Annotated in this window: 24 protein-coding genes; 11 read left to right on the forward strand and 13 right to left on the reverse strand. The window is 64.0% G+C overall.

Translation table 11 applies throughout. The annotated features are described in order from the left end of the window. Positions 1-75: 75 nt before the first annotated feature. From B6V73_RS10105 to B6V73_RS10135, 7 genes are all read right to left on the reverse strand, one after another. The gene (locus B6V73_RS10105; protein WP_075775417.1) at positions 76-900 is read right to left on the reverse strand and encodes an ABC transporter ATP-binding protein; all 825 of its coding nucleotides are present in this window, start codon (positions 898-900) and stop codon (positions 76-78) included. Between the two features lie 58 nt (positions 901-958). Beyond that, positions 959-2,245 carry an ABC transporter substrate-binding protein gene (locus tag B6V73_RS10110; protein ID WP_075775416.1) on the reverse strand — a complete coding sequence of 429 codons (1,287 nt, stop codon included), beginning with the start codon at positions 2,243-2,245 and terminating at the stop codon, positions 959-961. A gap of 73 nt (positions 2,246-2,318) precedes the next feature. Further along, positions 2,319-3,395, reverse strand: a complete 1,077-nt coding sequence (locus B6V73_RS10115) for a branched-chain amino acid ABC transporter permease (RefSeq protein ID WP_075775415.1) — start codon at positions 3,393-3,395, stop codon at positions 2,319-2,321. 40 nt (positions 3,396-3,435) lie between these two features. Further along, positions 3,436-3,618, reverse strand: a complete 183-nt coding sequence (locus tag B6V73_RS10120; protein ID WP_075775414.1) for a hypothetical protein — start codon at positions 3,616-3,618, stop codon at positions 3,436-3,438. 148 nt (positions 3,619-3,766) lie between these two features. Beyond that, positions 3,767-4,756: a branched-chain amino acid ABC transporter permease gene (locus tag B6V73_RS10125; RefSeq protein WP_075775413.1), complete on the reverse strand. Its 990-nt coding sequence runs from the start codon at positions 4,754-4,756 to the stop codon at positions 3,767-3,769. Between the two features lie 38 nt (positions 4,757-4,794). After that, positions 4,795-5,616: an ABC transporter ATP-binding protein gene (locus B6V73_RS10130; RefSeq protein WP_088719801.1), complete on the reverse strand. Its 822-nt coding sequence runs from the start codon at positions 5,614-5,616 to the stop codon at positions 4,795-4,797. Then, complete coding sequence (locus B6V73_RS10135; RefSeq protein WP_088725172.1) at positions 5,613-7,589, reverse strand: long-chain fatty acid--CoA ligase; 1,977 nt, start codon at positions 7,587-7,589, stop codon at positions 5,613-5,615. Before B6V73_RS10135 ends, B6V73_RS10130 begins: the two co-directional genes overlap by 4 nt. A gap of 211 nt (positions 7,590-7,800) precedes the next feature. Here B6V73_RS10135 and B6V73_RS10140 point away from each other — a divergent pair, with 211 nt between their 5' ends. The 3 genes from B6V73_RS10140 to B6V73_RS10150 all read left to right on the forward strand — a co-directional run bounded on the left by B6V73_RS10140 (position 7,801) and on the right by B6V73_RS10150 (position 10,762). Next, complete coding sequence (locus tag B6V73_RS10140; RefSeq protein ID WP_088723097.1) at positions 7,801-9,705, forward strand: PAS-domain containing protein; 1,905 nt, start codon at positions 7,801-7,803, stop codon at positions 9,703-9,705. Further along, positions 9,702-10,412, forward strand: coding sequence for a response regulator transcription factor (locus B6V73_RS10145; protein WP_088725173.1), 711 nt, complete (start codon positions 9,702-9,704; stop codon positions 10,410-10,412). Before B6V73_RS10140 ends, B6V73_RS10145 begins: the two co-directional genes overlap by 4 nt. 104 nt (positions 10,413-10,516) lie before the next feature. Next, positions 10,517-10,762, forward strand: coding sequence for a WGR domain-containing protein (locus B6V73_RS10150; RefSeq protein WP_075775408.1), 246 nt, complete (start codon positions 10,517-10,519; stop codon positions 10,760-10,762). A gap of 19 nt (positions 10,763-10,781) precedes the next feature. Here the strand turns inward: B6V73_RS10150 and B6V73_RS10155 are convergent, their stop codons facing one another. The 4 genes from B6V73_RS10155 to folK form a co-directional block, all read right to left on the reverse strand. After that, the gene (locus tag B6V73_RS10155; RefSeq protein WP_075775407.1) at positions 10,782-11,453 is read right to left on the reverse strand and encodes a DUF2062 domain-containing protein; all 672 of its coding nucleotides are present in this window, start codon (positions 11,451-11,453) and stop codon (positions 10,782-10,784) included. 34 nt (positions 11,454-11,487) lie between these two features. Continuing rightward, positions 11,488-13,620: a bifunctional (p)ppGpp synthetase/guanosine-3',5'-bis(diphosphate) 3'-pyrophosphohydrolase gene (locus B6V73_RS10160; RefSeq protein WP_075775406.1), complete on the reverse strand. Its 2,133-nt coding sequence runs from the start codon at positions 13,618-13,620 to the stop codon at positions 11,488-11,490. Positions 13,621-13,647: 27 nt separating this feature from the next. After that, positions 13,648-14,004: a DNA-directed RNA polymerase subunit omega gene (gene rpoZ / locus B6V73_RS10165; RefSeq protein ID WP_075775405.1), complete on the reverse strand. Its 357-nt coding sequence runs from the start codon at positions 14,002-14,004 to the stop codon at positions 13,648-13,650. A 98-nt stretch (positions 14,005-14,102) separates the two neighbouring features. Continuing rightward, on the reverse strand, positions 14,103-14,663 hold the full coding sequence (gene folK / locus B6V73_RS10170) for a 2-amino-4-hydroxy-6-hydroxymethyldihydropteridine diphosphokinase (protein WP_088725174.1): 561 nt from the start codon (positions 14,661-14,663) through the stop codon (positions 14,103-14,105). A gap of 150 nt (positions 14,664-14,813) precedes the next feature. Between folK and B6V73_RS10175 the strand changes: the two genes are divergently transcribed. The 7 genes from B6V73_RS10175 (at position 14,814) to B6V73_RS10205 (ending at position 19,091) form a co-directional block, all read left to right on the forward strand. Next, positions 14,814-15,377 (forward strand): NYN domain-containing protein, encoded by a 564-nt coding sequence (locus tag B6V73_RS10175; protein ID WP_075775403.1) that lies wholly within the window; start codon positions 14,814-14,816, stop codon positions 15,375-15,377. Between the two features lie 111 nt (positions 15,378-15,488). Then, a complete protein-coding gene (locus B6V73_RS10180; RefSeq protein ID WP_088725175.1) occupies positions 15,489-15,935 on the forward strand; it encodes a YqaA family protein in 447 nt (148 codons plus the stop codon). 60 nt (positions 15,936-15,995) lie between these two features. Beyond that, positions 15,996-16,943 (forward strand): 4-hydroxy-3-methylbut-2-enyl diphosphate reductase, encoded by a 948-nt coding sequence (gene ispH / locus B6V73_RS10185; RefSeq protein WP_075775401.1) that lies wholly within the window; start codon positions 15,996-15,998, stop codon positions 16,941-16,943. Beyond that, positions 16,943-17,371 carry a DUF3429 domain-containing protein gene (locus B6V73_RS10190; protein WP_077701026.1) on the forward strand — a complete coding sequence of 143 codons (429 nt, stop codon included), beginning with the start codon at positions 16,943-16,945 and terminating at the stop codon, positions 17,369-17,371. The genes ispH and B6V73_RS10190 overlap by 1 nt, the downstream gene beginning before the upstream one ends. A gap of 4 nt (positions 17,372-17,375) precedes the next feature. Next, complete coding sequence (locus B6V73_RS10195) at positions 17,376-17,981, forward strand: glutathione S-transferase family protein (RefSeq protein ID WP_088725176.1); 606 nt, start codon at positions 17,376-17,378, stop codon at positions 17,979-17,981. Then, positions 17,974-18,438: a ribonuclease HI gene (gene rnhA / locus B6V73_RS10200; RefSeq protein WP_075775464.1), complete on the forward strand. Its 465-nt coding sequence runs from the start codon at positions 17,974-17,976 to the stop codon at positions 18,436-18,438. The genes B6V73_RS10195 and rnhA overlap by 8 nt, the downstream gene beginning before the upstream one ends. Beyond that, positions 18,435-19,091, forward strand: coding sequence for a trimeric intracellular cation channel family protein (locus B6V73_RS10205; RefSeq protein WP_075775399.1), 657 nt, complete (start codon positions 18,435-18,437; stop codon positions 19,089-19,091). The genes rnhA and B6V73_RS10205 overlap by 4 nt, the downstream gene beginning before the upstream one ends. Before the next feature lie 10 nt (positions 19,092-19,101). On the opposite strand, the gene B6V73_RS10210 is transcribed toward B6V73_RS10205, so the two are convergent. Both B6V73_RS10210 and B6V73_RS10215 read right to left on the reverse strand, forming a co-directional pair. Then, positions 19,102-19,818, reverse strand: coding sequence for an LrgB family protein (locus B6V73_RS10210; protein WP_088723101.1), 717 nt, complete (start codon positions 19,816-19,818; stop codon positions 19,102-19,104). Further along, a complete protein-coding gene (locus tag B6V73_RS10215) occupies positions 19,811-20,167 on the reverse strand; it encodes a CidA/LrgA family protein (RefSeq protein ID WP_088719809.1) in 357 nt (118 codons plus the stop codon). The genes B6V73_RS10210 and B6V73_RS10215 overlap by 8 nt, the downstream gene beginning before the upstream one ends. Positions 20,168-20,428: 261 nt before the next feature. Between B6V73_RS10215 and smc the strand changes: the two genes are divergently transcribed. Next, a complete protein-coding gene (smc, locus tag B6V73_RS10220; protein ID WP_088725177.1) occupies positions 20,429-23,887 on the forward strand; it encodes a chromosome segregation protein SMC in 3,459 nt (1,152 codons plus the stop codon). The last annotated feature ends 29 nt before the right edge of the window (positions 23,888-23,916 follow it).

Below are 23,916 nucleotides of genomic sequence, written 5' to 3' on the forward strand. Positions count from 1 at the left end.
CGTTCAGCGGACAGACCGCCCCTGTGCCGCGCCGAAAATGCTGCGCAGCAATTTAATTGAATCAGTAGGTTAGCGTCACGCCAGCCAGCGTTTCCGGCGGCGATAGCTGCGCACGTCGCGGAAGCTCTTGCGGCCTTCGTCGGACATGCCGAGGTAGAATTCCTTCACGTCCGGGTTCTCGCGCAATTCCTTCGCGGGACCGTCCATCACGATGCGGCCGCTCTCCAGAATGTAGCCGTAATGCGCATAGCGGAGCGCGACGTTGGTGTTCTGCTCGGCCAGAAGGAATGTGACGCCTTCGTTCTCGTTGACCGATTTCACGATCTCGAAGATCTGCTCCACCAGCTGCGGCGCGAGACCCATCGAAGGTTCGTCCAGCAGGATCGTCTCGGGGCGGCTCATCAGCGCGCGGCCCATCGCGACCATCTGCTGCTCCCCGCCCGAGGTATAGCCCGCCTGCGATTTGCGGCGCTCCTTGAGGCGCGGGAAATAGGTGTAGACCATTTCCAGATCGTCCTGGATCGCGGCGCGCCCGTCCTTGCGGGTATAGGCACCGGTCAGCAGGTTTTCCTCGACGGTCAGGTGTTCGAAACAGTGACGTCCCTCCATCACCTGGATCACGCCCTTGCGGACCAGATCGGCGGGGGAGCCGTCCTGCACCCGTTCACCGCGATAGGTGATCGAGCCTTTCGTCACCTCGCCGCGTTCGGATTTGAGCAGGTTGGAGATCGCCTTGAGCGTCGTCGTCTTGCCCGCGCCGTTACCGCCAAGAAGCGCGGTGATCCCGCCCTTAGGCACGCTCAGGCTGACCCCTTTGAGCACGAGGATGACGTGATTGTAGATCACCTCGATATTGTTGACCTCGAGCAGGGTCGTGTCGGATTTCGAAGCGTCGAGCATGGTTCTCTCCGGGACATTGGGGTGGCCCCCGGCGGCGCGCGCCGGAGGCCGTTTTCGATCAGTTACACTGGTTGGTGATGCCGTTTTCCGAAGCGAAGGCTGCGGAATCTTCTTCGATCAGCGGGTTGAGCACGTCCTTGTCGGATTCGATCCAGTCGGAGGCTTCGTTCCACTTCTTCGCAGCGGCATCCCACTGGAAGACCTTGGCGGAGCCGGGGCCCCCGTGGTTCTCGCAGCTCGCCTTGATCGGCTGGGCGAAGTTCGGCAGGCCGAGCTCTTCCAGACGGGCTTCGGTCAGGTCGAGGTTCTCGAAACCGTCGCGCACTTCGGCGGCGTTGACGTTCGACTTGCCGGTCATTTCCTGCGCCTTGCGGATCGCTTCCGAAATGATCATCGCCGCGTACATGCCGCGCGAGTAGAGCATCGTGCCGACCTCGTCGCCCGCACCCGAGGCCTTGCCGGCATCGACGACATATTTCTTCAGGTCGTCATAGACCGGGTAGTCCATGCCGGTACCGTGGAACGAGAGCGCCTTGTAGCCCGAGGCCTTGTCGCCTGCCGGAGCCACGTCGTTCTCCGAACCCGACCACCAGACGCCGATGAAGTGATCCATCGGGAAGCGGATGTTGACGGCTTCCTGGATGGCGACCTGGTTCATGACGCCCCAGCCCCACATCAGGACATAGTCGGGCTTGTCACGACGGATCTGCAGCCACTGCGACTTCTGCTCCTGACCGGGATGGTCCACGGGCAGGGTCGACAGCTCGAAACCGTGCTTCTTGGACAGCTCTTCGAGCGTGCGGATCGGCTCCTTGCCGTAGGCAGAGTTGTGGTAGACCAGCGCGATTTTCTTGCCTTTGATGTCGCCACCTTCCTGATCAATGATGTGTTTGATCGCGACCGAGGCGCCATCCCAGTAGTTGGCCGGGAAGTTGAAGACCCACTTGAACACCTTGCCGTTCGCGGCCGAAGTGCGGCCGTAGCCCGGGGTGTAGAGCGTGATGCCGTCAGCGGTGACCTTCGGGATCAGCTGATAGGTGATGCCGGTCGAGAGCGGGTTATAGGCCAGCGCGCCTTCGCCCTTGGTCGACTCGTAGCATTCCACGCCCTTCTCGGTGTTGTAGGCGGTTTCGCATTCGGGCGTCTTGACCATCTCACCGCCAATGCCGCCGTCACGCTCGTTGAGCAGGGTGAAATAGTCGTTGAAGCCGTCGGCGTAGGGGATGCCGTTCGCGGCATACGGCCCGGTGCGATAGCTGAGGTTCGGCACCACCAGTTCGGCGAAAGCCGGGGCCGTGGTCAGCGTCATCGCCGCCGCGACCAATGCGGTTAGGGTCTTCTTCATTCGGTTCTCCTCCCAGAATGTTCGAGTTTTGCGCCGGGCGTTTCCCGGTTCTTTGTGTTGGGCGGCCCGGCCCTCAGTGCGGGAAGGGCCAAAGCCGGAGTTTCTCTTTCGCGACGCGCCAGAGCTGTGCGAGGCCATGCGGTTCCGCGATCAGGAAGGCCACGATCAGCCCGCCCACGATCATCAGCTCGATATGCGCGGCGAGATCCGTGGGCCAACCAAAGGTGCCGACGAGCACGTTCTTGAGGAAGACCGGCAGCAGCACGAGGAAGGCAGCACCCGCAAACGAGCCGAAGATCGAGCCCAGACCGCCGATGATCACCATGAAAAGGATCAGGAAGGACTTCTGGATGCCGAAGGCTTCGCCCACTTCCGCCGCGCCAAGGTAGACCGCGAAGAACAGAGCACCCGCGATGCCGATGAAGAAGGAGCTGACCGCGAAGGCCGACAGTTTCGTCGTCAGCGGGTTCACCCCGATGATCTCGGCGGCGATATCCATGTCGCGGATCGCCATCCATTTTCGCCCCACGGTGCCACGCGTCAGGTTGCGCGCGACCAGCGCCACCAGCGTCAGCATCACGAGGCAGAACATGTATTTCGCCATCGCCGAGGTCTGCGCGCCAGTCACGAAGACGCCGAACACGGTGCGCTCGGGCGCGTTGATCTGACCCGAGGCCGAGTAATTGTAGAACCACGGCACCTTGTTGAAGAGCCAGACGAGGAAGAACTGCGCCGCCAGCGTCGCCACCGCGAGGTAGAAACCCTTGATGCGTAGGCTCGGCAGGCCAAAAATCACGCCGACTGCTGCCGTGATGAACCCCGCGATGATCACGTGGAAGAAGATGTTGATATCCGGGAAGGCCGTCATCAGTTTGTAGACGGAATAGGCGCCCACCGCCATGAAGCCGCCGGTGCCAAGGCTGACCTGCCCGGCATAGCCCACGAGGATGTTCAGCCCGATCGCCGCGATGGCGTAGATCAGGAAGGGCACCGCGACCGCGTTCGCCCAGTAGTCGTTGATGAACAGCGGCACGATCCCGAAAGCGACCACCAGCACCGCGTAATAGCGCAGCCGGTCGAACTTGATCGGGAAGGTCTGGCTGTCCTCCCGGTAGGATGTCTTGAAATCACCTGCTTCGCGGTAAAACATCAGCCTCTCCCTTTCGCCAGGGAGAGCGCGTCGTCCCCCGTCAGCAGTCGCCGCGCCGAATCCTCACCCAGGCCCAGAGCCCGGCACCCGCCCCCAGGGCGGCCAGCACGATATTCAGTGTTTGCAAGGTGGTCGGTTCTTCCGGCGGCGCGGCCAGCGCGATCCATCCGAACGCGAGCGCAGCTCCCCAGCCAATCGTGAACACGGTTGCGCAGGTCTTCATCGGTAACGGTCCTCCCAATGATCGTCACATCAGCGCGACGACACTGGGCTCCCCTCCCGTTGACGCCACGATATGCGGCAGCTTGTCGCACCCCTGCGATGCGATCAAGATTTTTCTCACCTTGCCGTGACAGCATCGTGATCATCGGTCAGACCCTCTCGATGATCTTCTCGCCGAACAGACCCTGCGGCCGGAACACGAGGAAGACGAGCGCGAGGACATAGGCGAACCAGTTCTCGGTCGCGCCGCCAAGGAAGGGCGCCCCGATCAGCAGTTCGAACAGTTTCTCGCCCACACCGATGATCAGACCGCCGACGATAGCGCCGGGGATCGAGGTGAAGCCGCCCAGCATCAGCACCGGCAGCGCCTTGAGCGCAATCAGCGAAAGCGAAAACTGCACGCCCGATTTCGAGCCCCACATGATGCCCGCGACCAGCGCGACGAAGCCTGCGATGGACCAGACGAGGATCCAGATGAAGCGCAGCGAGATCCCGACCGAAAGCGCGGCCTGGTGATCGTCTGCCACGGCACGCAACGCCCGGCCCTGCTTGGAGTATTGCGAGAACACGGTCAGCGCGGCCACCAGCAGCACCGCGACGATGGCCGCGACGATATCGAGATTGTCGATGAAGAAGCCGTAGCCGAACATGTTGTAGGTGACGGTGTCGATGGTCTCGTTGATGCCCTGCGGCAGCCCCACATCGAGCGTCTTGATGTCCGAGCCCCACATCACGTCCCCGAAGCCTTCGAGGAAATAGGCCATCCCGATTGTCGCCATGAAGAGGATGATCGGCGCCTGGTTGACCAGATGCTTGAGCACCAGCTTTTCGATGATGATCGCGAGGATCACCATCACGCCCGCCGCAAGCAGTATCGCGACGATCGCCGGAATCTCCCACGGGAAGTTCGTGTAGTGATTGCCCGTCATCGCGTTGATGAGATGAGCGAAGGGCACCTGACCCTTCTGGATGCCGACCAGCGTCAGCGCCGCGAAGAGTGCGAGCACGCCCTGCGCATAGTTGAAGATGCCGGAAGCTTTGAAGATCAGCACGAAGCCCAGAGCCACGAGCGCGTAGAGCACCCCGGCCATCAGGCCGTTCAGCGTCACCTCGGCGGCGTAGAGAACGATATCAGGCATGACGCGCCTCCGATGTCTGAATTGCGAAGCGGATGGTCTCAGTCATGGGCCACCCCCAGATAGGCGTCGATCACGTCTTGATTGTTGCGCACCTCGTCGGGCGAGCCGTCACCGATCTTCTTGCCGTAATCCATCACGACCACGCGGTCGGAGAGATCCATCACGACGCCCATATCGTGTTCGATCAGGACGATGGTGGTGCCGAATTCGTCGTTCACGTCGAGGATGAAGCGGCTCATGTCCTCTTTCTCTTCGACGTTCATCCCGGCCATCGGCTCGTCGAGCAGCAGGATCTTCGGCTCCGCGGCAAGCGCGCGCGCCAGTTCCACCCGCTTCTTCAGGCCGTAAGGCAGACGCCCCACCGGCGTTTTTCGGATATTCTGGATCTCGAGGAAGTCGATGATCTTCTCGACCTTCTCGCGGTTCTCGTGTTCCTCGGCGGCGGCACCGGTCCACCACCAACCCGCCTGCGACACGAGACCCTTCTTCATATGGGTCAGCCGGCCGGTCATGATGTTGTCGAGCACCGACATGCCGTCGAACAGCGCGATGTTCTGGAAGGTGCGTGCGATACCGAGACGCGCGACCTGATAGGGTTTCATCGGCCCGCGCTTGATGCCCTTGTAGAACACCTCGCCCTCGGTCGGGATATAGAAGCCCGAGATGACGTTCAGCATCGAGGATTTCCCCGCGCCGTTCGGACCGATGATCGCGCGGATTTCGCCCTCGCGGATGTCGAAGGAGATATCCTTGATCGCCACCACCCCGCCGAAGCGCAGCGTGATGTTCTTCATCTCCATGATGACCCCGCCGATCTGGCGGCCGTCGGCAGTGACGTATCCGTCTTGCATGTCTTTCATTCCGCCGCCTCCGCCATCTGTTTCGGGGCCACGACCTTCGCGTCGGCGATCTTCAGCGTCGCCTTGATCGAGCCCTTGCGCCCGTCCTCGTAGGTCACTTCCGTTTCGGTGTAGATCTCGTCGCGCCCGTCATAGAGCGCCGCGATCAGGTCGGCGAATTTCTCGCCGATCACGTTGCGGCGCACCTTGCGGGTCCGGGTCATCTCGCCGTCATCGGCGTCGAGTTCCTTGTGCAGGATCAGGAAGCGATGGACCTGACAGCCCGAGAGCATCGGGTCTTCGGCGATGCTTTCATTCACCTCTTCGACGTGTTCGCGGATCATCTCGTAGACGCGCGGGTGGCCCGCAAGCTCCTGGTAGGAGGCGTAGGAGATGTTGTTGCGTTCGGCCCAGTTGCCGACCGCCGTGAGGTCGATATTGATGAAGGCCGTGCAGCGATCGCGCCCTGCGCCGAACACCACCGCCTCGAGGATCGAGGGGTAGAACTTCAGCTTGTTCTCGACATATTTCGGCGCGAACAGGCGACCGTCGGCCATCTTGCCCACATCCTTGGCGCGGTCGATGATCCGCAGATGCCCGGTATCTTCCTCGAAGAAGCCCGCATCGCCCGTTGCGACCCAGCCTTCCGGATCCTTGGTCGAGGCCGTACTTTCCGGGTTCTTGTAATACTCCACGAAGGTGCCGGGACTGCGATAGAAAACCTCGCCATTGTCGGCGATCTTCACCTCGACGCCCGGCGACGGCACGCCCACCGTATCGGCGCGGACTTCGCCATCGGGCTGCTGGGTGATGAAGACCGACGCCTCGGTCTGGCCGTAGAGCTGCTTCAGGTTGATCCCGAGCGAGCGGTAGAAGGAGAAGATCTCCGGCCCGATCGCCTCGCCCGCCGTGTAGCCCACGCGGATGCGCGAGAAGCCCAGCGTGTTCTTCAGCGGGCCATAGACGAAGAGATTGCCCAGCGCATAGGACATCCTCTTGCCGAAGCTGACGGGCTTGCCATCGAGAATGTCGGGGCCGACATCGCGCGCGACCTTCATGTAATGGTCGAACAGCTTCTTCTTCAGCTTGCCCGCATCTTCCATGCGGATCATCACCGAGGTCAGCTGGTTCTCGAAGACCCGCGGCGGCGCGAAGAAATAGGTCGGCCCGATCTCACGCAGGTCGATCATCATCGTCTCGGGGCTTTCCGGGCAGTTCACGGTGAAGCCCGACCAATAGGCCTGCCCGATCGAGAAGATGAAATCGCCCACCCATGCCATCGGCAGGTAGGCCAGAACCTCGTCATTATGGTTCAGGTGGTCGAATTCCGAGGACGCCTTCGCAGTCTCGATGATGTTGCGGTTCGACAGGACCACGCCCTTCGGCTTGCCCGTCGTGCCCGAGGTGTAGAGCATCACGCAGGTGCTGTCATAGGTCAGCTCGGCGATGCGCTTGTCGAGCTCGGCCTCGTAGCGCGAATGGCCCGCGCGGCCTTCGGCCTGCACGTCCTCCAGCGCGTTCATCCGCGAGTGGTCGTATTTCCGCATGCCGCGCTTGTCGGTGTAGGTGACATGGGTGATTGCATGGATGCGGTCCTCGATCTCGACGATCTTGTCGACCTGCTCCTGATCGCCGCAGACGACGAAGCGCGCGCCGCAATGCTCCATCACATAGGCCATCTCTTCGGCCGCCGCGTCCTGATAGAGCGGCACCGGAATCGCGCCGCACATCTGCGCCGCGACCATCGACCAGTAATGCATGGGGCGGTTGCGCCCGATGATGGCGACATGATCGCCCCGCTCCACGCCGAGGCTCAGGAAACCCAGCGCCATGGCGCGGATTTCCTCGGCCGCTTCGGCCCAGCTCCAGCTCTGCCAGATCCCGAATTCCTTTTCGCGATAGGCGGGGTAGCCACCGTATCGGGCCACGTTCCGCGCCAATAGCGCAGGAATCGATTGGGCAGAGTCCTGCCCCTTCGCGACTGCGTCAGCCAAATTTTCCTCCCTCGCGCCGGTATGTCCGGCGTCCCTCGACCGCTCTGGGCGCTCCTCCGCGCACAGTTCGGCATGGCTCGACAGTCTCTGTCAAAGTTTTCGTGATCTTTTCGTGATTGTAACGAATTCTTACGACTTCGCTGCGCAGCGAAACGCGCTTTGCCGCGCCGTCCGCCGGTGGTAGCAAAAGCCAAGGAGCGGGAGGGGCAAGGTGAGCGAAACAAGCCGCGAGCGGCTGACACAGGCGGGGCTGAACCTCATCGGACAGGCGCTGTCGATCTTCGACAGCGATCTGCGGCTGGCCGTGTCGAACCGGCAATACCAGCTCATGTTCGACCTGCCCGATGCGCTGACCCGACCCGGCACCACCTTCGAGGATACGATTCGCTTCCTCGTGACGCGGGGCGAATACGGCGAGGTGGACGATATCGAGGCCGCCGTCCGCGAACGGGTCGAGACCGCGCGCGCCTTCGAGGCCCATTACATGGAGCGGCAACGCGCGAATGGGCGCACGATCTCGGTCGAGGGCGCGCCTCTGCCCGAAGGCGGCTGGGTCACGGTCTATACCGATATCACGCCGGTGAAGCGGCAGGAGGCACTGTTGCGCGCGCGATCCGAAGAGTTGTCGGGTCAGCTCCTCGACCATGCCGAGGCGCTCGCGGCGGCGAACCGCGAACTCGCCGCGACCAACATGGCGCTGGAGGAAACCTCGCGCCAACTGGCCATCACCGAGGCCCGCACCCGGCAGGTGACCGAGATGATGCCTGCCCATATCGCGCGGGTCGATCGCGACCTGATCTACACCTATTCCAACCGGCGTCTGTCAACCGTGATGCCCGGCTCGCTCGCCAATGCGGTCGGCCACCATGCGAGCGAGGCGCTCGGCCCAGAGACCTATCGCAAGATCACCCCCTGCTTTCGCCGCGCGCTTGCCGGCGAGGCGAGCGTGGTCGAGATCACCCATGACCCGTCGGGCCGCCGCATCCGCGTGGCGCTGACCCCCGATCTCGCGGGCGAAGACAAGGTAACCGGGATCTATATCCTCTCCACCGATGTCACGCACGAAGCGCAGGTCCGCGCGGCGCTGGCGCAAACGGCGAAGCGCGAATTGGCCGCGCAGCTGTCCTCGGGGCTGGCGCATGATTTCGCCAATCTGCTGACGATCATCCTCGGGTTGCAGGGGCGGCTCGAACGGATGGAGGGGCTGCCTGCGGAGGCGCAGGAGGCGATCCGCGCGACCCTTGGCGCGGCGCGGCGCGGCGGCACGCTTCTCGACCGGATCGCCGCGATCTCGGGCCCGCGCGAGCTGCGCCCGCAGGCGGTGGTGCTGGACGATCTCTTCGACGATCTCGCCGCGATGGCGGGGCCGACGCTGCACGATCCGGTGACGCTCGACTTCGCCAATAACGGTCTGAGCGACCCGATCCTGCTCGATCCCGGGCCGCTGCAGGACAGCCTTCTGAACCTGATCCTGAACGCCAATCACGCAATGCGGGCGAAGGGCGGCACGATCAGTATCGAGGCCCGCGCAGTGCGCGACACCTGGGTCGAGATCACCGTCACCGATCAGGGCGGAGGCTTCTCGGACGAGGCGCTCGAACACGCGCTCGACCCGTTCTTCACGACGAAGGGCAAGGAGGGCTCCGGGCTCGGCCTGTCGATGGTCTATGACCAGACCAAGCTCGCGGGCGGCACGCTGCGGCTGGAGAACACCGAGGACGGAGCGCGCGTAACGATGCGGCTACCGCTGAAAGCCGCCGCCCGGCAAGCCGACCCGATGATGGTTCTGCTGGTCGAGGATGACGAGGACATCCGCGCCAGCACCCGAGACATGCTCCGCGCCCTCGACCATACGGTCGTAGAGGCGGGTACGATCGCCGAGGCCGAGGCGCTTCTGAACCTGCCCGACATTGAACTGGTCCTGTCGGATATCCAGCTGCCCGGACCGCGCAGCGGGGTGGATCTTGCCCGCAGTATCGGCGATCAGGTTCCAATGATCCTGATGACCTCGCTGCCACCGGGCGATGCGCTGCGCGCGCAGGCCCCCTGCCCGGTCCTTCAGAAACCCTTTACCGCCGCGCAGCTTGCGGCGTTGCTTGCGGGAGTGCCTCGATGAGTGCCGACCACCCCCTTGTCGCGATCCTCGACGACGAGCCCGAAATTCGCCGGATGCTCTCCGATGCGCTCGAAGAGGCCGGGTTTCGCACGACCTGCTATGCCCGCGCGACCGAGTTCGAAGTTGGGCTGAAGCGCTCTTCGCCGGATGTCTGCCTCGTCGATCTGGGGCTACCTGATCGCGACGGGCTGGCGCTGGTGCATCGGCTGGCGCTGGAATCCGGCGCTGCGATCATCATCATCTCGGGCCGCGCGCAGGTGCAGGACCGGGTGACTGGGCTGGAGCTTGGTGCGGATGATTACATCATCAAGCCCTTCGATCCCGCCGAGGTCGTGGCGCGCATCCGCGCCCGCCTGCGCAAGGGGCGGAGCGAAAGTCCCGCGCACGCGCAAACCGCCCGTTTCGCAGGCTGGACCGCGCATTTCGACCGCTACCTCCTCGTCGCGGAAGATGGGGCCGAAACCTCATTCTCCCATGCCGAGGGGGAAGTGCTGCGGCTGTTTCTCGAAAGCCCGAACCGGCTTATCACCCGTGCGCAGATGCAGGAAAGCTTGGGCGGCGCGGCGGGCGAGAGCTTCGACCGGGCGATGGATGTGCGGATCTCTCGGCTGCGCACGAAGCTTCGCGAAGATCCGAAAAACCCACGCCTTATCAAAACGATATACGGCGCGGGGTACATCTTCCTGGGCGAAGTCCGCTGGAGCTGAGGACATAGCCCGCGCTGCGGGCAGCAAGGCATTAACCTCTTTTTGCTGGCCAAAACCGCTCCGCTCTGATTCACTTCACGAAATCGGGATACAGGGGCACTGCCATGCTCAATCTCCTTCTACACACGCCGACATCGCGACGGTTCTATCGCGTGGAAGTCTCCGACAACCTGTTCGGGGAATATACCGTGCTGCGCGAATGGGGGCTGCAAGGTCAGACCGGCGCCTCCTGCCTGCGCTGGTTCTCCAACCTGCGCGAAGCGGTCCATGCCGCCGAGCGGTTTCGCCGCCGGGCGCAACGGCGCGGCTACGCGCTGAGCGCGGCGGACGCAGGCGGCACGCAAAGCTGACGCGGCGAGCCGGATCGGTTCAATCCTCGGACTTCTCGGCCTTCGCCGCCGCCCTTTCCTCGCGCTTGATCTTCGCCCGCATCTTCTCGAGCCGCGCCTTGAGCCGACTACGCCGCCGGTTCTGATAGGCGGTGATGATCGGCAAGGACACGTAGTAGCAGATGGTCGCCGAGATCACGCCGGGAACGATTCCGCCGATCAAGTAGGGTAGCCAGACGTCGGTGAAGAACCGCTCCAAACCGCTCCATTCGGCATGTTCGGGGGTGAACATCGCCCAGAAGTTATGCAGCAGATCGTGGCTCGCCGCCTGAAAGGTCTGCAGCAGGCTTTCGGGCTCTCCGCCGTGATCGAGCCGGTCGCCCAGGATCTTGTGCCCAAGCTTCGTCGAGAAGACAGCGATGATCGGGAAGGTGACCGGATTGCCGAAGAAGGTGGCGAGGATCGCCGCGAGGATATTGCCGCGCATGATCCAGGCCACGGCCGCCGCGCTGACGAAGTGAAATCCGAAGAGCGGCGTGAACGAGACCAAGACCCCGGCCCAGACGCCGCGGGCGATGCGATGCGGGCGGTCGGGCAGTCGGTTGACGCGGTGCTTGACGTATTGGAAAGCCCGGGACCAGCCCGAACGCGGCCAGATCGCCTCGCGCAGGTTGGCCAGAAGCCCCCTTTTTTCGCGCCGCCTGAAGACCACGCCGCCGTCCTTTCTCCCCCCTGCGCCGTGTGCGTCAGGGTTTGCGCGACAGGTTCCTGATCCGCTCCACCTGCGCCACGTCGCTCTCCGCCTCAAGGGCGGTAAGCAGGCGATGCATATGTTCCGCATCGCACAGTTCGACCTCTACGAGCACCGAATAGAAATCCGGCTTGCGCTCCACGAAGTTGAGGTCCGAAATATTTGCCTTCTGCTGGCCGATCAAGGTGCAGATATGTCCCAGCACGCCCGCGTCGTTCGAGATCGTGACCTTGAGCGTCGCGGTATAGGCAGGCGGGTGTTGCCCGGTTTTCCAATGCAGATCGACCCACCGTTCGGGCTGATCCTCGAACTCTTCGAGAGCGGGGCAATCGATGGCGTGGATCACCACGCCCTTACCGCGATAGGTGATGCCGACGATCCGCTCTCCCGGGAGCGGCTGGCAGCAATCGGCACGGCGGAAGCTCTGATCGGCGGCGAGCCCCAGAACGGCGCGGGTCGGCTCGATCTCGGCGCCTTCGCGGCGTTGCGCGAGTTCCGGGTAAAGCGCGTCCAACACGTCCGAGGCCGCCAGTTCTGCAGATCCGAGCCGTGCGAGAACCTCGTCCTGATCGCCGATCCCCAGCGCCTTGCCGGCGGTGCGCAGCGCCTTGTCGGTCACGCGGCGGCCGACATGCTCAAACGCCACCCGTGCCAATTCCTGACCCAGCTTGATGAAGCGGTCGCGATCTTCCTCGCGCAGCGATTTGCGGATCGCCGCCTTGGCGCGCCCGGTCGCCACTATATCGAGCCAGGTCAACTGCGGACGCTGGCCCGAGGCGGTGATCACCTCGACCGACTGGCCGTTTTTCAAGCGCGTCCAGAGCGGAACGCGAATGCCGTCGACCTTGGCGCCGACGCAGCTATTACCGATACGCGTGTGGATCGCATAGGCGAAATCGATCGGAGTGGCGCCTTTCGGCAGCTTCACCACATCGCCTTTCGGCGTGAAGCAGAAGACCTGATCGGAATACATCTCGAGTTTGACGTTCTCGAGAAACTCGTCGTGATCGCCATCGCCATCGGGGTCCGAGAACCGCTCGCTCAGCGAGGCCAACCATTTCGCCGGATCGACCGCGAAGGGGTTCTGCGCGCGCTCGCCATCGCGATAGGACCAATGCGCCGCGACGCCTGCCTCGGCGACTTCGTGCATCTGGCGGGTGCGGATCTGCACCTCGACGCGCTTGCCGTCGCGCCCCGACACCGTGGTGTGAATCGAGCGATAGCCGTTGGTCTTCGGCTGGCTGATATAATCCTTGAAGCGGGTCGGCACCGCGCGCCAACGGTGGTGGATCAGCCCGAGAACCCGGTAGCAGTCCATCTCGGTGCGGGTGATGACGCGGAAGCCGTAGATATCCGACAGGCGCGAGAAGGTGAGCTGCTTCTCCTCCATCTTGCGCCAAATCGAATAGGGCCGCTTCGCGCGACCGAACACGTCGGCGTCGATATCCTCGTCTTCGAGCAGCGCGCGGATGTCGGCGGTGATCTTCGGGATCACATCGCCGGTTTCCTTTTGCAGGCTGACGAAGCGCCGAATGATCGAGGTGCGCGCCTCGGGGTTGAGTACCTTGAAGGCGAGGTCTTCGAGTTCCTCGCGCATCCACTGCATACCCATCCGGCCTGCGAGCGGCGCGTAGATCTCCATCGTCTCGCGCGCTTTCTGGGCCTGCTTTTCCGGCCGCATCGAGCGGATCGTGCGCATGTTGTGCAGGCGGTCGGCGAGCTTCACGAGGATCACCCGCAGGTCTTTCGACATCGCCATGAACAGCTTGCGGAAGTTTTCCGCCTGCTTCGAGGCCGCGTTCGAGAGTTGCAGGTTGGTCAGCTTGGTGACGCCGTCGACCAGCTCGGCGATCTGCTCGCCGAACATCCCGGCGACCTCGCCATAGGTCGAGCGCGTGTCTTCGATCGTGTCGTGCAGAAGGGCGGTGACGATGGTCGCATCATCCAGACGCTGTTCGGTCAGGATCGCCGCCACCGCGACGGGATGCGAAAAATAGGGCTCGCCCGAATGCCGGAACTGCCCTTCATGCATGTCCTTACCGTAGGCATAGGCCTTCCGGATCAGATCCGCATCGGTCTTGGGATTATAATTGCGGACGAGCGCGATCAGGTCTTCGACGTCGATCATTCGCGCTCGTTCCGGCCAATCAGTGGATTACTCGCGCCCTTGCGCGTCCATCAGCGCGCGCAACATGCGCTCTTCGCTCATGTCGTCCTCGACGGCACGATCGGGGGATTCGCCACCCATGAGCATCGCCATCGAGTCCTCTTCGGGCTCGTCGACCTCGATCTGGGTCTGGTTGCTCTCGATGAGACGCTCACGCAGATCCTCGGCCGATTGGGTCTCCTCGGCGATTTCGCGCAGAGCGACGACGGGGTTTTTATCGTTGTCGCGCTCGACCGTGATGGGAGCGCCAGCAGCGATTTCGCGGGCACGATGCGAAGCGAGCATTACCAGCTCGAAGCGGTTCGGAACCTTGTCAACGCAATCTTCAACCGTCACGCGGGCCATGAATCTCTCCAGAAGAACTCGGATTGAGGGCCCTACTTAGGCTTTGCAGTGCGGAAACACAAGCGCCCATCCACCCCGCCCGCAGGGTTTTGCCCCCCTCATAGCGGAGAAATCGACGATTTTTCCGCTTCCGGAAGCGCTGCAAGCATCTCCATCACGCTTTGCCCCGTCACCGGATGGGGCCAGAGCGGCGCGATTTCGGCAAGGGGAATCAGCACGAAAGCCCTGTCCTGCAAGCGCGGATGCGGCAGGATCAGCTCGCTCGGGGCCTCGCGCTGCTGCGCGTCCTGCGGGAGATTCTGCCAGCGCAAGAAGGCGTCGCGATCCGGCAGAACCTGCTCCTCTGATGCAATCAGGTCAACATCGATGACCCGCGCGCTCCAGCGGCCTTCCCGCACGCGGCCAAATTCCTCTTCCAAGACATGGAGTTGCGCGAGGACATCGCGAGGTTGCAAATTGCATCGCATTTTGCAACAAGCGTTCACGAAGTCGGGACCGGCCCCAGCGGGAACGGCGGGCGTCGACCAGAAGCGGCTAATTGCCACCATGGAAAAACCCAGTTGCTCCAAGCGCTCCAAAGCGGCGCAGAGCGTTTCGCGAGGAGACCCATATTGGCTCGGTAAATTCGCCCCTAAAGCGACCAAATAGTTAGTGTCCATAAAGACAGATTCCGTTTCCCTCGCGAAATGCGATATGTCCTAGTTAAATCTGGTCGGCCCTCCCCGCCTGTGCAAGACTGAGATACGGTTAATCCTTTCCGTATCGGCACATGAGCGATCTGGTCCACCCCACCTGTGCAAGAGGACTGTATGTTCTACAAGGACGAACGACTCGCCCTGTTCATAGACGGATCTAATCTTTATGCGGCCGCCAAGGCGCTTGGCTTTGATATTGATTACAAGCTGTTGAGACAAGAATTCGAGCGCCGCGGCAAACTCGTGCGCGCGTTTTATTACACAGCCCTCCTGGAGAGCGAAGAATATTCGCCGATCCGTCCGCTGGTGGATTGGCTGAATTACAACGGCTTTGCGATGGTTACCAAGCCCGCGAAGGAATATACGGATTCCATGGGCCGCCGAAAGGTGAAGGGCAATATGGATATCGAGCTCGCCGTCGACGCGATGGAGCTCGCACCGCGCCTCGATCATATCGTGCTGTTCTCTGGCGATGGCGATTTCCGGCCGCTGGTCGAAAGCCTTCAGCGTCAGGGCTGCCGTGTCTCGGTCGTCTCGACGATCCGCTCGCAGCCGCCGATGATCGCCGACGAACTGCGTCGTCAGGCCGATAATTTCATCGAACTCGACGCGCTGCGCGAAGTTATCGGGCGCCCGCCGCGCGAGCCGCGCGAAGGCGAAGACGGCAGCGAGAGCTGATCCGGGGCCTGACGCGGGCCGTAATTCGTGATTGAAGGGGCGTGCGGATCACCTGCGCGCCCTTCGTCTTTTCCGGGATCGTTCTCCCGGCTGCTTTTCACGAAAGCCCTGATGCTCGAAAACGTCTCCCTGCTCGGCCTCTTCGTCTCGGCCCTTCTGGCCGCCACGCCGATCCCCTTCCAGTCGGAAGTGGTTTTCGTGGCGCTGCAGACCCTCGGCACCCAGAATATCTGGCTGATGATCCTCGTCGCCGCCTTGGGTAATACGATCGGCTCGCTCGTCACTTATGCGATCGGTCTCGGCGTGACCCGCTGGAAAGATCGCAAATGGTTTCCCGCGAACGAGACGCAGCTCGCGCGCGGCCACCGTTGGTTCGAGCGCTGGGGGATCGGGCTATTGCTGCTGAGCTGGGCGCCCGGAGGCGACCTGATCTGCCTCGTCGCGGGCATCCTGCGGATGTCGATGTGGCTGTTCCTGCCGCTGGTCTTCCTCGCGAAGGCGGGACGCTACGCGGTGCTGGCATGGCTGACGGCACAGGCCATCGGGCTTGCAAGCTGATCGCCTCTGGACGCGAGGCTGGTGGAGCTTTACGTCTGAACCCGAACAAAGGAGCGCGCGATGAAACCCTCCCTGACACTCTATCTCGCAGCCCCGCGCGGCTTTTGCGCGGGCGTCGACCGGGCGATCAAGATCGTCGAGATGGCCCTCGAGAAATGGGGCGCCCCGGTCTATGTGCGCCACGAGATCGTGCATAACAAATACGTCGTCGACAGCCTGCGCGACCAAGGCGCCGTCTTTGTCGAAGAGCTCGACGAATGCCCCGACGACCGACCGGTGATCTTCTCGGCCCACGGCGTGCCGAAATCGGTGCCCGCCGAGGCTTCGCGGCGCGAGATGATCTATGTTGACGCGACCTGCCCGCTGGTGAGCAAGGTCCATAAGGAAGCCGAGCGGCACTCGAAAGAGGGGCTGCAGATGGTCATGATCGGCCATGCCGGCCACCCGGAAGTTCTCGGCACGATGGGGCAACTGCCTGAAGGCGAGGTGCTACTGGTCGAAACGGTCGAAGACGTGGCCAAGATCACACCGCGCGATCCCGACCAACTGGCTTTCATCACCCAGACCACGCTTTCGGTCGATGACACGGCAGCAATCGTCGAGGCCCTGCAGGACCGCTTCCCGAAGATCGTCGGCCCCGCCAAGGAAGACATCTGCTATGCCACCACGAACCGTCAGGCGGCAGTGAAGGCGATGGCCGATCAGATCGACGCGCTGCTGGTGATCGGCGCGCCGAACTCGTCCAACTCGCGGCGTCTCGTCGAGGTCGGCAAGGCTTCGGGCTGCGCCTATTCGCAACTCGTGCAACGCGCCGAGGATATCGACTGGCGCGCGCTGGAAGGCGTGAAGACGGTCGGCGTGACCGCAGGCGCGTCAGCACCGGAAGTGCTGATCGACGAGGTGATCGACGCTTTCCGCCAACGCTTTGACCTGACGGTCGACCAGATCGAAACCGCCCGCGAGGACATCGAGTTCAAGGTGCCGCGCGTATTGCGGGAAGCCTCGTGATGCGCGGTATGGGTCCGAAAATCCCCGGCGGCGCGCTGATCCTCGGCCTTGCCGGGCTGATCCCGTTCCTTTGGGGCGTGCTGGTGGTGCAGACCGGGCAATTCGCCTTCGTCGCCGATCCGCGTGTAGCCGTGCTCGCCTATGGCCTGATGATCTTCTGCTTCATGGCGGGCAGCCTCTGGGGCTTCGCGGCGCGGGCGGAATGGGAGACGGGCTATTTCCTCGCCGTGGCCCCGGTCCTCTTCTTCATCGCTTTCGTGGCGCTCGGGATGCCGGTGAATTTCGTGCTGCTTCTCGGCTTCCTCGCCCTGCTGCCGCTCGACTGGCTGTTCCAGAAGTTCGGTCATACGCCGCTCTGGTGGCTGAAACTGCGCATCGGCCTGACGGCAGTCGTCGTCGCCTGCCTGATCGCGATCGTAAGGACGTAACGAGATGAAGCTTTATTCGATGCCCTCCTCAGGCAACAGCTACAAGGTGCGCCTGCTGATGGCGCTGCTGGGCGAGAGCTATGACCGGGTCGATGTGGAATATGACAGCGACGCATTGGCTCAGGCGCATGAAAGCGGGGCCCTTCCCTTCGGCAAAGCACCCACGCTCCAACTCGATGACGGGCGGGTGCTGGGCGAATCCAACGCGATCCTGACCTATCTCGGCGAAGGCTCGCGCTTCGTGCCGGAGGATCGTTTCGCCCGAGCGCAGATGCTGTCCTGGATGTTCTGGGAGCAGAACCAGCACGAGGGCGTCATCGCCGTGCGCGCCGCGATCCTCTGCTATCCGCATCGCGCCCATGAGCGAACGCAGGAGACGCTCGACGCGCTGGAAGTGCGCGGCCACGTCCTTTTGGGCATCATGGAGCAGCGGCTGGAGCAGGCGGATTGGCTCGCAGGCGACAAGATGAGCCTCGCCGATATCTGCCTCTACGCCTATACCCACACCGCTGAATCCCGCGGCGGCTATGATCTCGAGCCCTTCCCGGCGCTGCGCCGCTGGCTCGACCGGATCGCTAAGCTCGACGGCTATGTGGGTCTCGATGGCTAAGCTTTACGCATGGACGGATGGCGCGTGCAGCGGCAATCCCGGCCCCGGCGGCTGGGGCGTCTTGATGCGCGCGATGGACGGCGAAGCGGTCGTCAAGGAGCGCGAGCTCAAGGGGGGCGAGGCCGAGACCACCAATAACCGGATGGAGCTTCTGGCCGCGATCAACGCGCTGGAGGCCCTGACCCGCGACACCGCGATCACGATCACCACAGACTCCGCCTACGTGAAGAACGGCGTGACCGGCTGGATCCACGGCTGGAAGCGCAACGGCTGGAAGACTGCGGCGAAGAAACCGGTGAAGAACGTCGATCTCTGGCAGCGGCTCGACGAGGCGCAGCGCCGCCATCGCGTGACCTGGGAATGGATCAAGGGCCATGCGGGCCACCCGGAGAACGAGCGCGCCGATGAATTGGCCCGCGCCGGGATGGAGCCCTTCAAACCGGCCAAGCAAAAATGACCGCCCTGCCCGCATGGCTGGGAGATTTTCCCGTGGGTGCGGCGCTGGATTACGCTTCGGTGCTGGTCTTCGCACTGACCGGGGCGCTGGTCGCCTCGCGCCAGCAGCTCGACCTCGTGGGCTTCATCTTCGTTGCCGCGCTGACTGCTATCGGCGGCGGCACCCTGCGCGACCTGCTTCTCGGCCGTGACCCGGTCTTCTGGGTCGGCGATCCCACCTATGTGCTGATCGCGGCGGGGGCAGCGGTAGTCGTGTTCTTCACCGCGCATCTTCTGGAGAGCCGCTATCGTGCACTGCTGTGGCTGGATGCCTGCGCATTGGCGGTGGCGGTACCGGCGGGCGTGGCGATCACGATGCGGCTGGAGCATGGCCCGGTCATCGTGCTGATCATGGGCATCGCCACCGGCACCTTCGGGGGCCTGATGCGCGACGTGGTTTGCAACGAGGTGCCGCTGGTCCTCAAACAGGGCGAGCTTTACCTGTCCTGCGCCTTCGCAGGGGCAGCGAGCGCGCTGGTCGCGACGGCGCTCGGAGCGGATACGCTGCTGGCGCTGCTGATCTGCGGCGGCGTGACTTTCGCGCTGCGCGCCGGATCGCTGCGCTTCGGCTGGAAGCTCCCGGTCTACAAGGCCCGCCCGCCGCGCCAATATTGACGGAAGTCGATTAACCGAAGTAACTCAGCACGACCGGCGCGAGGAAGGCGGTCAGCACCGCGTTCAGCCCCATTCCGATGGACGCAAACGCCCCCGCGGTCTCATGTACCTGAAAGGCACGCGCCGTGCCGATCCCGTGGGCCGCGACGCCCACCGCGAAGCCCCGCGCCCGCCAGTCGCGAAAGCCCATTAGGTTGAGCATCGGCGTCACCGTAATCGCCCCGATCATCCCGGTCAGGATCACCAACGCCGCCGTCAGCGACGGCTCCCCGCCCAAGCTTTGCGAAATCCCGATAGCCACCGGGGCCGTCACCGATTTCGGCGCGAGCGAGGCGAGCAACTCAGGCCCCGCCCCCATCGCCTTCGCAATCGCCAGAACCGAGACGATGGCCGTGACCGACCCCGCCACCAGCCCCGCTGCGATCGGCAGCAGGGCGCGCTTCACCTTGGGCAGGTTCGCATGCAGCGGCACCGCCAGGCAGACCGTCGCCGGGCCCAGCATGAAATGCACGAATTGCGCCCCGTCGAAATAGCGCTGATAGGGCGTGCCGGTCATCAGGAGCACCGCGCCGAGGATCACCACCGCGATCATCACCGGATTGGCGAAGGGGTTGCGGTTCACGCTTTTGAAGATCGCATCCCCGATCCAATAGGCGATCAGCGTCGCCCAGAGCCAAAGCAGCGGTTCGGAGGACAGATAGGACCAGAGCTTGAACGGATCAGTCATCCACATCGCTCCGCGTCAGCTTCGCCACCGCGACGAAAACCGCCGCACCGACCACGATCGCAAGCATGGTCGAGACCACCAGCGCCACCGCCAGCCCCACCCCATGCTCGCGCAGCGCGCCGAGATGCGCGACGATCCCCACGCCCGCCGGCACGAAGAGAAGCGACAGGTGTTGCAAGACGAACTGGGCAGTGGGGCGCACGATCTGCTGCACCTTGCCCGAGACGCTCATCACGATCAGCAGGAAGATCATCCCCAGAACCGGGCCGGGAAGCGGTAGCTGCAAGGCGCGGGACAGGATCTCGCCGGCGAGTTGGCAGGCGAGGATCAGGGACAGGGCTGGGATCATCGGTCGGCTCCTTGGGTCGCTTTCGATGCTAAGCCTGCCCGCACAAAAGGAAAAGACGGACTATTCAAGAGCTTCAGGCGAAACACGCTCCTCCCAGCGTCTGGGATCCGGAGCGCAAATAGCGCGAAACACCGGCGAGAATACGCCAATATATTGTGGATAATACCGCCATCATCGCCAGATGAAGTGTCTTCCCATTGACTCGCAGGCCTGCTCTACGGACACTTCTCAGTACTCATTCAGATTCGGAAAGTTCGTCAATTGCGCTTCTCTCGGCTACGTCTCAACGGTTTCAAGAGCTTCGTGGACCCCACGGATCTCGTGATCCATGACGGGCTGACCGGCGTCGTCGGGCCCAATGGCTGCGGCAAGTCGAACCTCCTGGAAGCGCTGCGCTGGGTGATGGGCGAGAACCGCCCCTCGGCGATGCGCGGCGGCGGGATGGAAGACGTGATCTTCGCTGGCGCCTCGTCGCGGGGCGCGCGCAATTTCGCGGAAGTCGCGCTGCAGATCGACAATACCGAGCGGCTCGCGCCCTCGGGGTTCAACGACAGCGACGGGCTGGAGATCGTGCGCCGGATCACCCGCGATGCGGGCTCGGCCTACAAGGTGAACTCCAAGGACGTGCGGGCCCGAGACGTTCAGATGCTGTTCGCGGACGCCTCGACCGGCGCGCATTCGCCCGCACTCGTGCGGCAGGGCCAGATTTCCGAGCTGATCAACGCCAAGCCGAAGAACCGTCGCCGCATCCTTGAGGAAGCGGCCGGGATTTCCGGGCTCTATCAGCGCCGCCACGAGGCGGAGCTGAAGCTAAACGGCGCGGAGCAGAACCTGACGCGCGTCGACGACGTGATCGAGCAACTCGCCTCGCAGCTGGCTACCCTCGCCCGGCAGGCCCGCCAGGCCGCGCGCTACCGCACCATCGGCGAAGAGCTGCGCCGCGCCGAGGGGATGCTGCTGTATCGTCGTTGGCGCGAAGCCGATCTGGCCCGCACGACCGCCGAAGAGGCGCATCGCGAGAAGGTCACCGGGGCCGCGCAAGCCGAGAGAGCCTCCCGCGAGGCGGCGAAAGCCCGGCAGGGCAAGGAAGACGCATTGCCGCCGCTGCGCGAGGAAGAAGCCATCGCAGGCGCAATCCTGCAACGCCTCACCGTACAGCGCGACGCGCTCTCGGATCAGGAAGATCAGGCGATTGCGCGGATCGAGACGCTGAAGGCCCGGATCGACCAGCTCGTGCGCGACATGGAGCGTGAGGCGGGCCTCAATCGCGATGCGGGGGAGACGATCGGGCGGCTCGAATGGGAGCAGGCGCAGATCGCGAAAGCCTCCGAGGGGCATGAAGACAAGCTGGCCGCAGCGGTCGATGCCGCCCATGAGGCCGCGCAGATTCTGCAGGAGCGCGAGGCGCAACTGTCGGAACTGACCGAGGATGTCGCGCGGCTCGCGGCCCGCCACCAGTCGTCGCAGCGTTTGGTGACCGACAACCGCGCGACGGCCGAGAAATCCGAGGCCGCCGCCGCGCAGGCGAAGCAAGCTGCCGAGGCTGCTGCCGCCGCGCTTGCGAAGGCGAATGCGGAATTCGAGGCGGCCGAAGGCGCACAGACACAAGCGCAAGCTGCCGCCGAAGCTGCCGAAGAGTCGTTGGCCGCCGCCGATGACGCGCGCGCCGAGGCGCAGGGCCGCGAAAGCGCAGCCCGGGCAGCGCGCTCGGAGGCCGAGGGCGAAGCGGGGGCCTTGCGCGCCGAAGTCTCGGCACTGGCTCGTCTGGTCGAGCGCGAAGCCTCCAACGGTCAGCAAATTCTCGACCGCGTCCGGGTGGATCGTGGCTACGAGGCGGCCCTTGGTGCCGCCCTCGCCGATGACCTGCGCGCGCCGGAAGTCGGCGAGGATGACGCGACCGGCTGGCAAGCCCTCCCCGACTATCCCACGCCGCAACCCCTGCCCGCCGGGGTCGAGCCGCTCTCGGCCCATGTCGACGTGCCCGACGTGCTGGTTCGCCGGATTTCGCAGATTGGTCTGGTAGAGGATTATGACGAGGGCGCGCGGCTGCAGGATCAGCTGGCCCCCGGTCAGCGGCTGGTGTCGACCGAGGGCGACCTGTGGCGCTGGGACGGCTATCGCGCCGGCGCCGAGGATGCCCCGACCGCCGCCGCACTGCGCCTGCAACAGCTCAACCGTCTGGTGGAATTGAAGCGCGATCTCGAAGAGGCCGAGGCGCGCGCTTCGGGCGCGAAATCCGCTCATGAGGCGCTGACCGCCGCGCTGGCCGAGGCCACACGCGCCGATGCCAGCGCCCGCGAGGCGCGCCGCGAGGCCGATCGCCGTCTGGCCGAGGCGGGCCGCGCGCTCAGCCGCGCCGAGGCCGATCGTTCCATCGCCAGCTCCAAGCTTGAAAGCGCACAGCTCGCCGTCGCACGCCACGAGGAAGAAGCTAGCAGCGCGCGGATGGCGCTGCGCGAGGCGGAGAATGCGCAATCCTCCCTGCCCGATCTGGACGCCGCGCGCGGCGACGTCGAGGCTGTGAAGATGACCGTCGAAGCGGCGCGGATGACGATGATGACCAAGCGCTCCGCCCATGACGAAATACGTCGCGAGGGCGAGGCGCGGCTGAAGCGTCGGCAGGAGATCACCAAGGAAATCTCCGGTTGGCGGCACCGGCTGGAGACCGCAGAGAAACGCTCCGCCGAGCTGGAAACCCGCAAGATCGAGAGCGAGGCGGAGTTGAAAGACGCCTCCGCCGCCCCTGAGGAATTGGCCGCGAAACGCGCCGAGCTGTCGGAAGCCATTGCCACCGCCGAAGCGCGTCAGGCCGAAGCGTCGGAAAAGCTGTCGGGCGCGGAAACCGCCCTGCGCGAGGCGCAGCTGGCCGAGCGCGAGGCCGAACGACTGGCTGGCGAGGCGCGCGAAGCCCGCGCCCGCGCCGAGGCCCGCGTCGACGCGGCGCGCGAAACCGTCGCCTATGCCGCCGAACGCATCCTCGAGGAAACCGAGAAGTCGCCGCAGGATCTGCTGGAAAGCCTCGATACCGATCCCGATAAGATGCCCGACGCGGAGAAGCTCGACGCGGAAGTGAACCGGCTCAAGCGACTGCGCGAGAGCCTCGGCGCAGTCAACCTGCGCGCCGAGGAAGATGCGCGCGAGGTACAGGAAGAGCATGACGCGCTGGTGCAGGAGAAATCCGACCTCGAAGAGGCGATCCGCAAGCTGCGCGCCGGGATTTCGGGACTCAACCGCGAAGGGCGCGAGCGTCTTCTGACCGCGTTCGAGCAGGTGAACGAGAACTTCCGCACGCTGTTCACCCACCTCTTCGGCGGTGGCTCTGCGAACCTGCAACTGGTCGAAAGCGACGACCCGCTGGAGGCCGGTCTCGAGATCATGTGCCAGCCGCCGGGCAAGAAGCTGTCCACGTTGTCGCTGTTGTCGGGTGGGGAGCAGACGCTGACCGCGATGGCGCTGATCTTCGCGGTCTTCATGGCCAACCCCGCGCCGATCTGCGTGCTTGACGAGGTCGACGCGCCGCTAGACGACGCCAACGTTACGCGCTTCTGCGACCTGCTCGACGAGATGACGCGGCGCACCGATACGCGCTTTTTGATCATCACCCACCATGCGGTGACGATGGCGCGGATGGACCGGCTGTTCGGGGTGACGATGCAGGAGCAGGGCGTGAGCCAGCTCGTCTCGGTCGACCTGAAGAAGGCCGAGGCGCTGGTGGCGTAACAGCAAGGGGCTCCGCCCTCGTCGCCGTA

This window comes from Thioclava sp. JM3 (assembly GCF_002213185.1).
Lineage (GTDB): Bacteria > Pseudomonadota > Alphaproteobacteria > Rhodobacterales > Rhodobacteraceae > Thioclava > Thioclava nitratireducens.

What these genes read in the sequence shown, in the direction of transcription:
- B6V73_RS10175 (WP_075775403.1), top strand. Translation starts at nt 14,814, where the DNA reads ATGTTCTACAAGGACGAACGACTCGCCCTGTTCATAGACGGATCTAAT.
- folK (WP_088725174.1), bottom strand. Translation starts at nt 14,663, where the DNA reads ATGGACACTAACTATTTGGTCGCTTTAGGGGCGAATTTACCGAGCCAA.
- B6V73_RS10145 (WP_088725173.1), top strand. Translation starts at nt 9,702, where the DNA reads ATGAGTGCCGACCACCCCCTTGTCGCGATCCTCGACGACGAGCCCGAA.
- B6V73_RS10190 (WP_077701026.1), top strand. Translation starts at nt 16,943, where the DNA reads ATGCGCGGTATGGGTCCGAAAATCCCCGGCGGCGCGCTGATCCTCGGC.
- B6V73_RS10115 (WP_075775415.1), bottom strand. Translation starts at nt 3,395, where the DNA reads ATGTTTTACCGCGAAGCAGGTGATTTCAAGACATCCTACCGGGAGGAC.
- B6V73_RS10105 (WP_075775417.1), bottom strand. Translation starts at nt 900, where the DNA reads ATGCTCGACGCTTCGAAATCCGACACGACCCTGCTCGAGGTCAACAAT.
- rnhA (WP_075775464.1), top strand. Translation starts at nt 17,974, where the DNA reads ATGGCTAAGCTTTACGCATGGACGGATGGCGCGTGCAGCGGCAATCCC.
- B6V73_RS10130 (WP_088719801.1), bottom strand. Translation starts at nt 5,616, where the DNA reads ATGAAAGACATGCAAGACGGATACGTCACTGCCGACGGCCGCCAGATC.
- B6V73_RS10210 (WP_088723101.1), bottom strand. Translation starts at nt 19,818, where the DNA reads ATGACTGATCCGTTCAAGCTCTGGTCCTATCTGTCCTCCGAACCGCTG.
- B6V73_RS10120 (WP_075775414.1), bottom strand. Translation starts at nt 3,618, where the DNA reads ATGAAGACCTGCGCAACCGTGTTCACGATTGGCTGGGGAGCTGCGCTC.
- B6V73_RS10195 (WP_088725176.1), top strand. Translation starts at nt 17,376, where the DNA reads ATGAAGCTTTATTCGATGCCCTCCTCAGGCAACAGCTACAAGGTGCGC.
- rpoZ (WP_075775405.1), bottom strand. Translation starts at nt 14,004, where the DNA reads ATGGCCCGCGTGACGGTTGAAGATTGCGTTGACAAGGTTCCGAACCGC.
- B6V73_RS10205 (WP_075775399.1), top strand. Translation starts at nt 18,435, where the DNA reads ATGACCGCCCTGCCCGCATGGCTGGGAGATTTTCCCGTGGGTGCGGCG.
- B6V73_RS10125 (WP_075775413.1), bottom strand. Translation starts at nt 4,756, where the DNA reads ATGCCTGATATCGTTCTCTACGCCGCCGAGGTGACGCTGAACGGCCTG.
- B6V73_RS10110 (WP_075775416.1), bottom strand. Translation starts at nt 2,245, where the DNA reads ATGAAGAAGACCCTAACCGCATTGGTCGCGGCGGCGATGACGCTGACC.
- B6V73_RS10180 (WP_088725175.1), top strand. Translation starts at nt 15,489, where the DNA reads ATGCTCGAAAACGTCTCCCTGCTCGGCCTCTTCGTCTCGGCCCTTCTG.
- B6V73_RS10160 (WP_075775406.1), bottom strand. Translation starts at nt 13,620, where the DNA reads ATGATCGACGTCGAAGACCTGATCGCGCTCGTCCGCAATTATAATCCC.
- B6V73_RS10215 (WP_088719809.1), bottom strand. Translation starts at nt 20,167, where the DNA reads ATGATCCCAGCCCTGTCCCTGATCCTCGCCTGCCAACTCGCCGGCGAG.
- ispH (WP_075775401.1), top strand. Translation starts at nt 15,996, where the DNA reads ATGAAACCCTCCCTGACACTCTATCTCGCAGCCCCGCGCGGCTTTTGC.
- B6V73_RS10150 (WP_075775408.1), top strand. Translation starts at nt 10,517, where the DNA reads ATGCTCAATCTCCTTCTACACACGCCGACATCGCGACGGTTCTATCGC.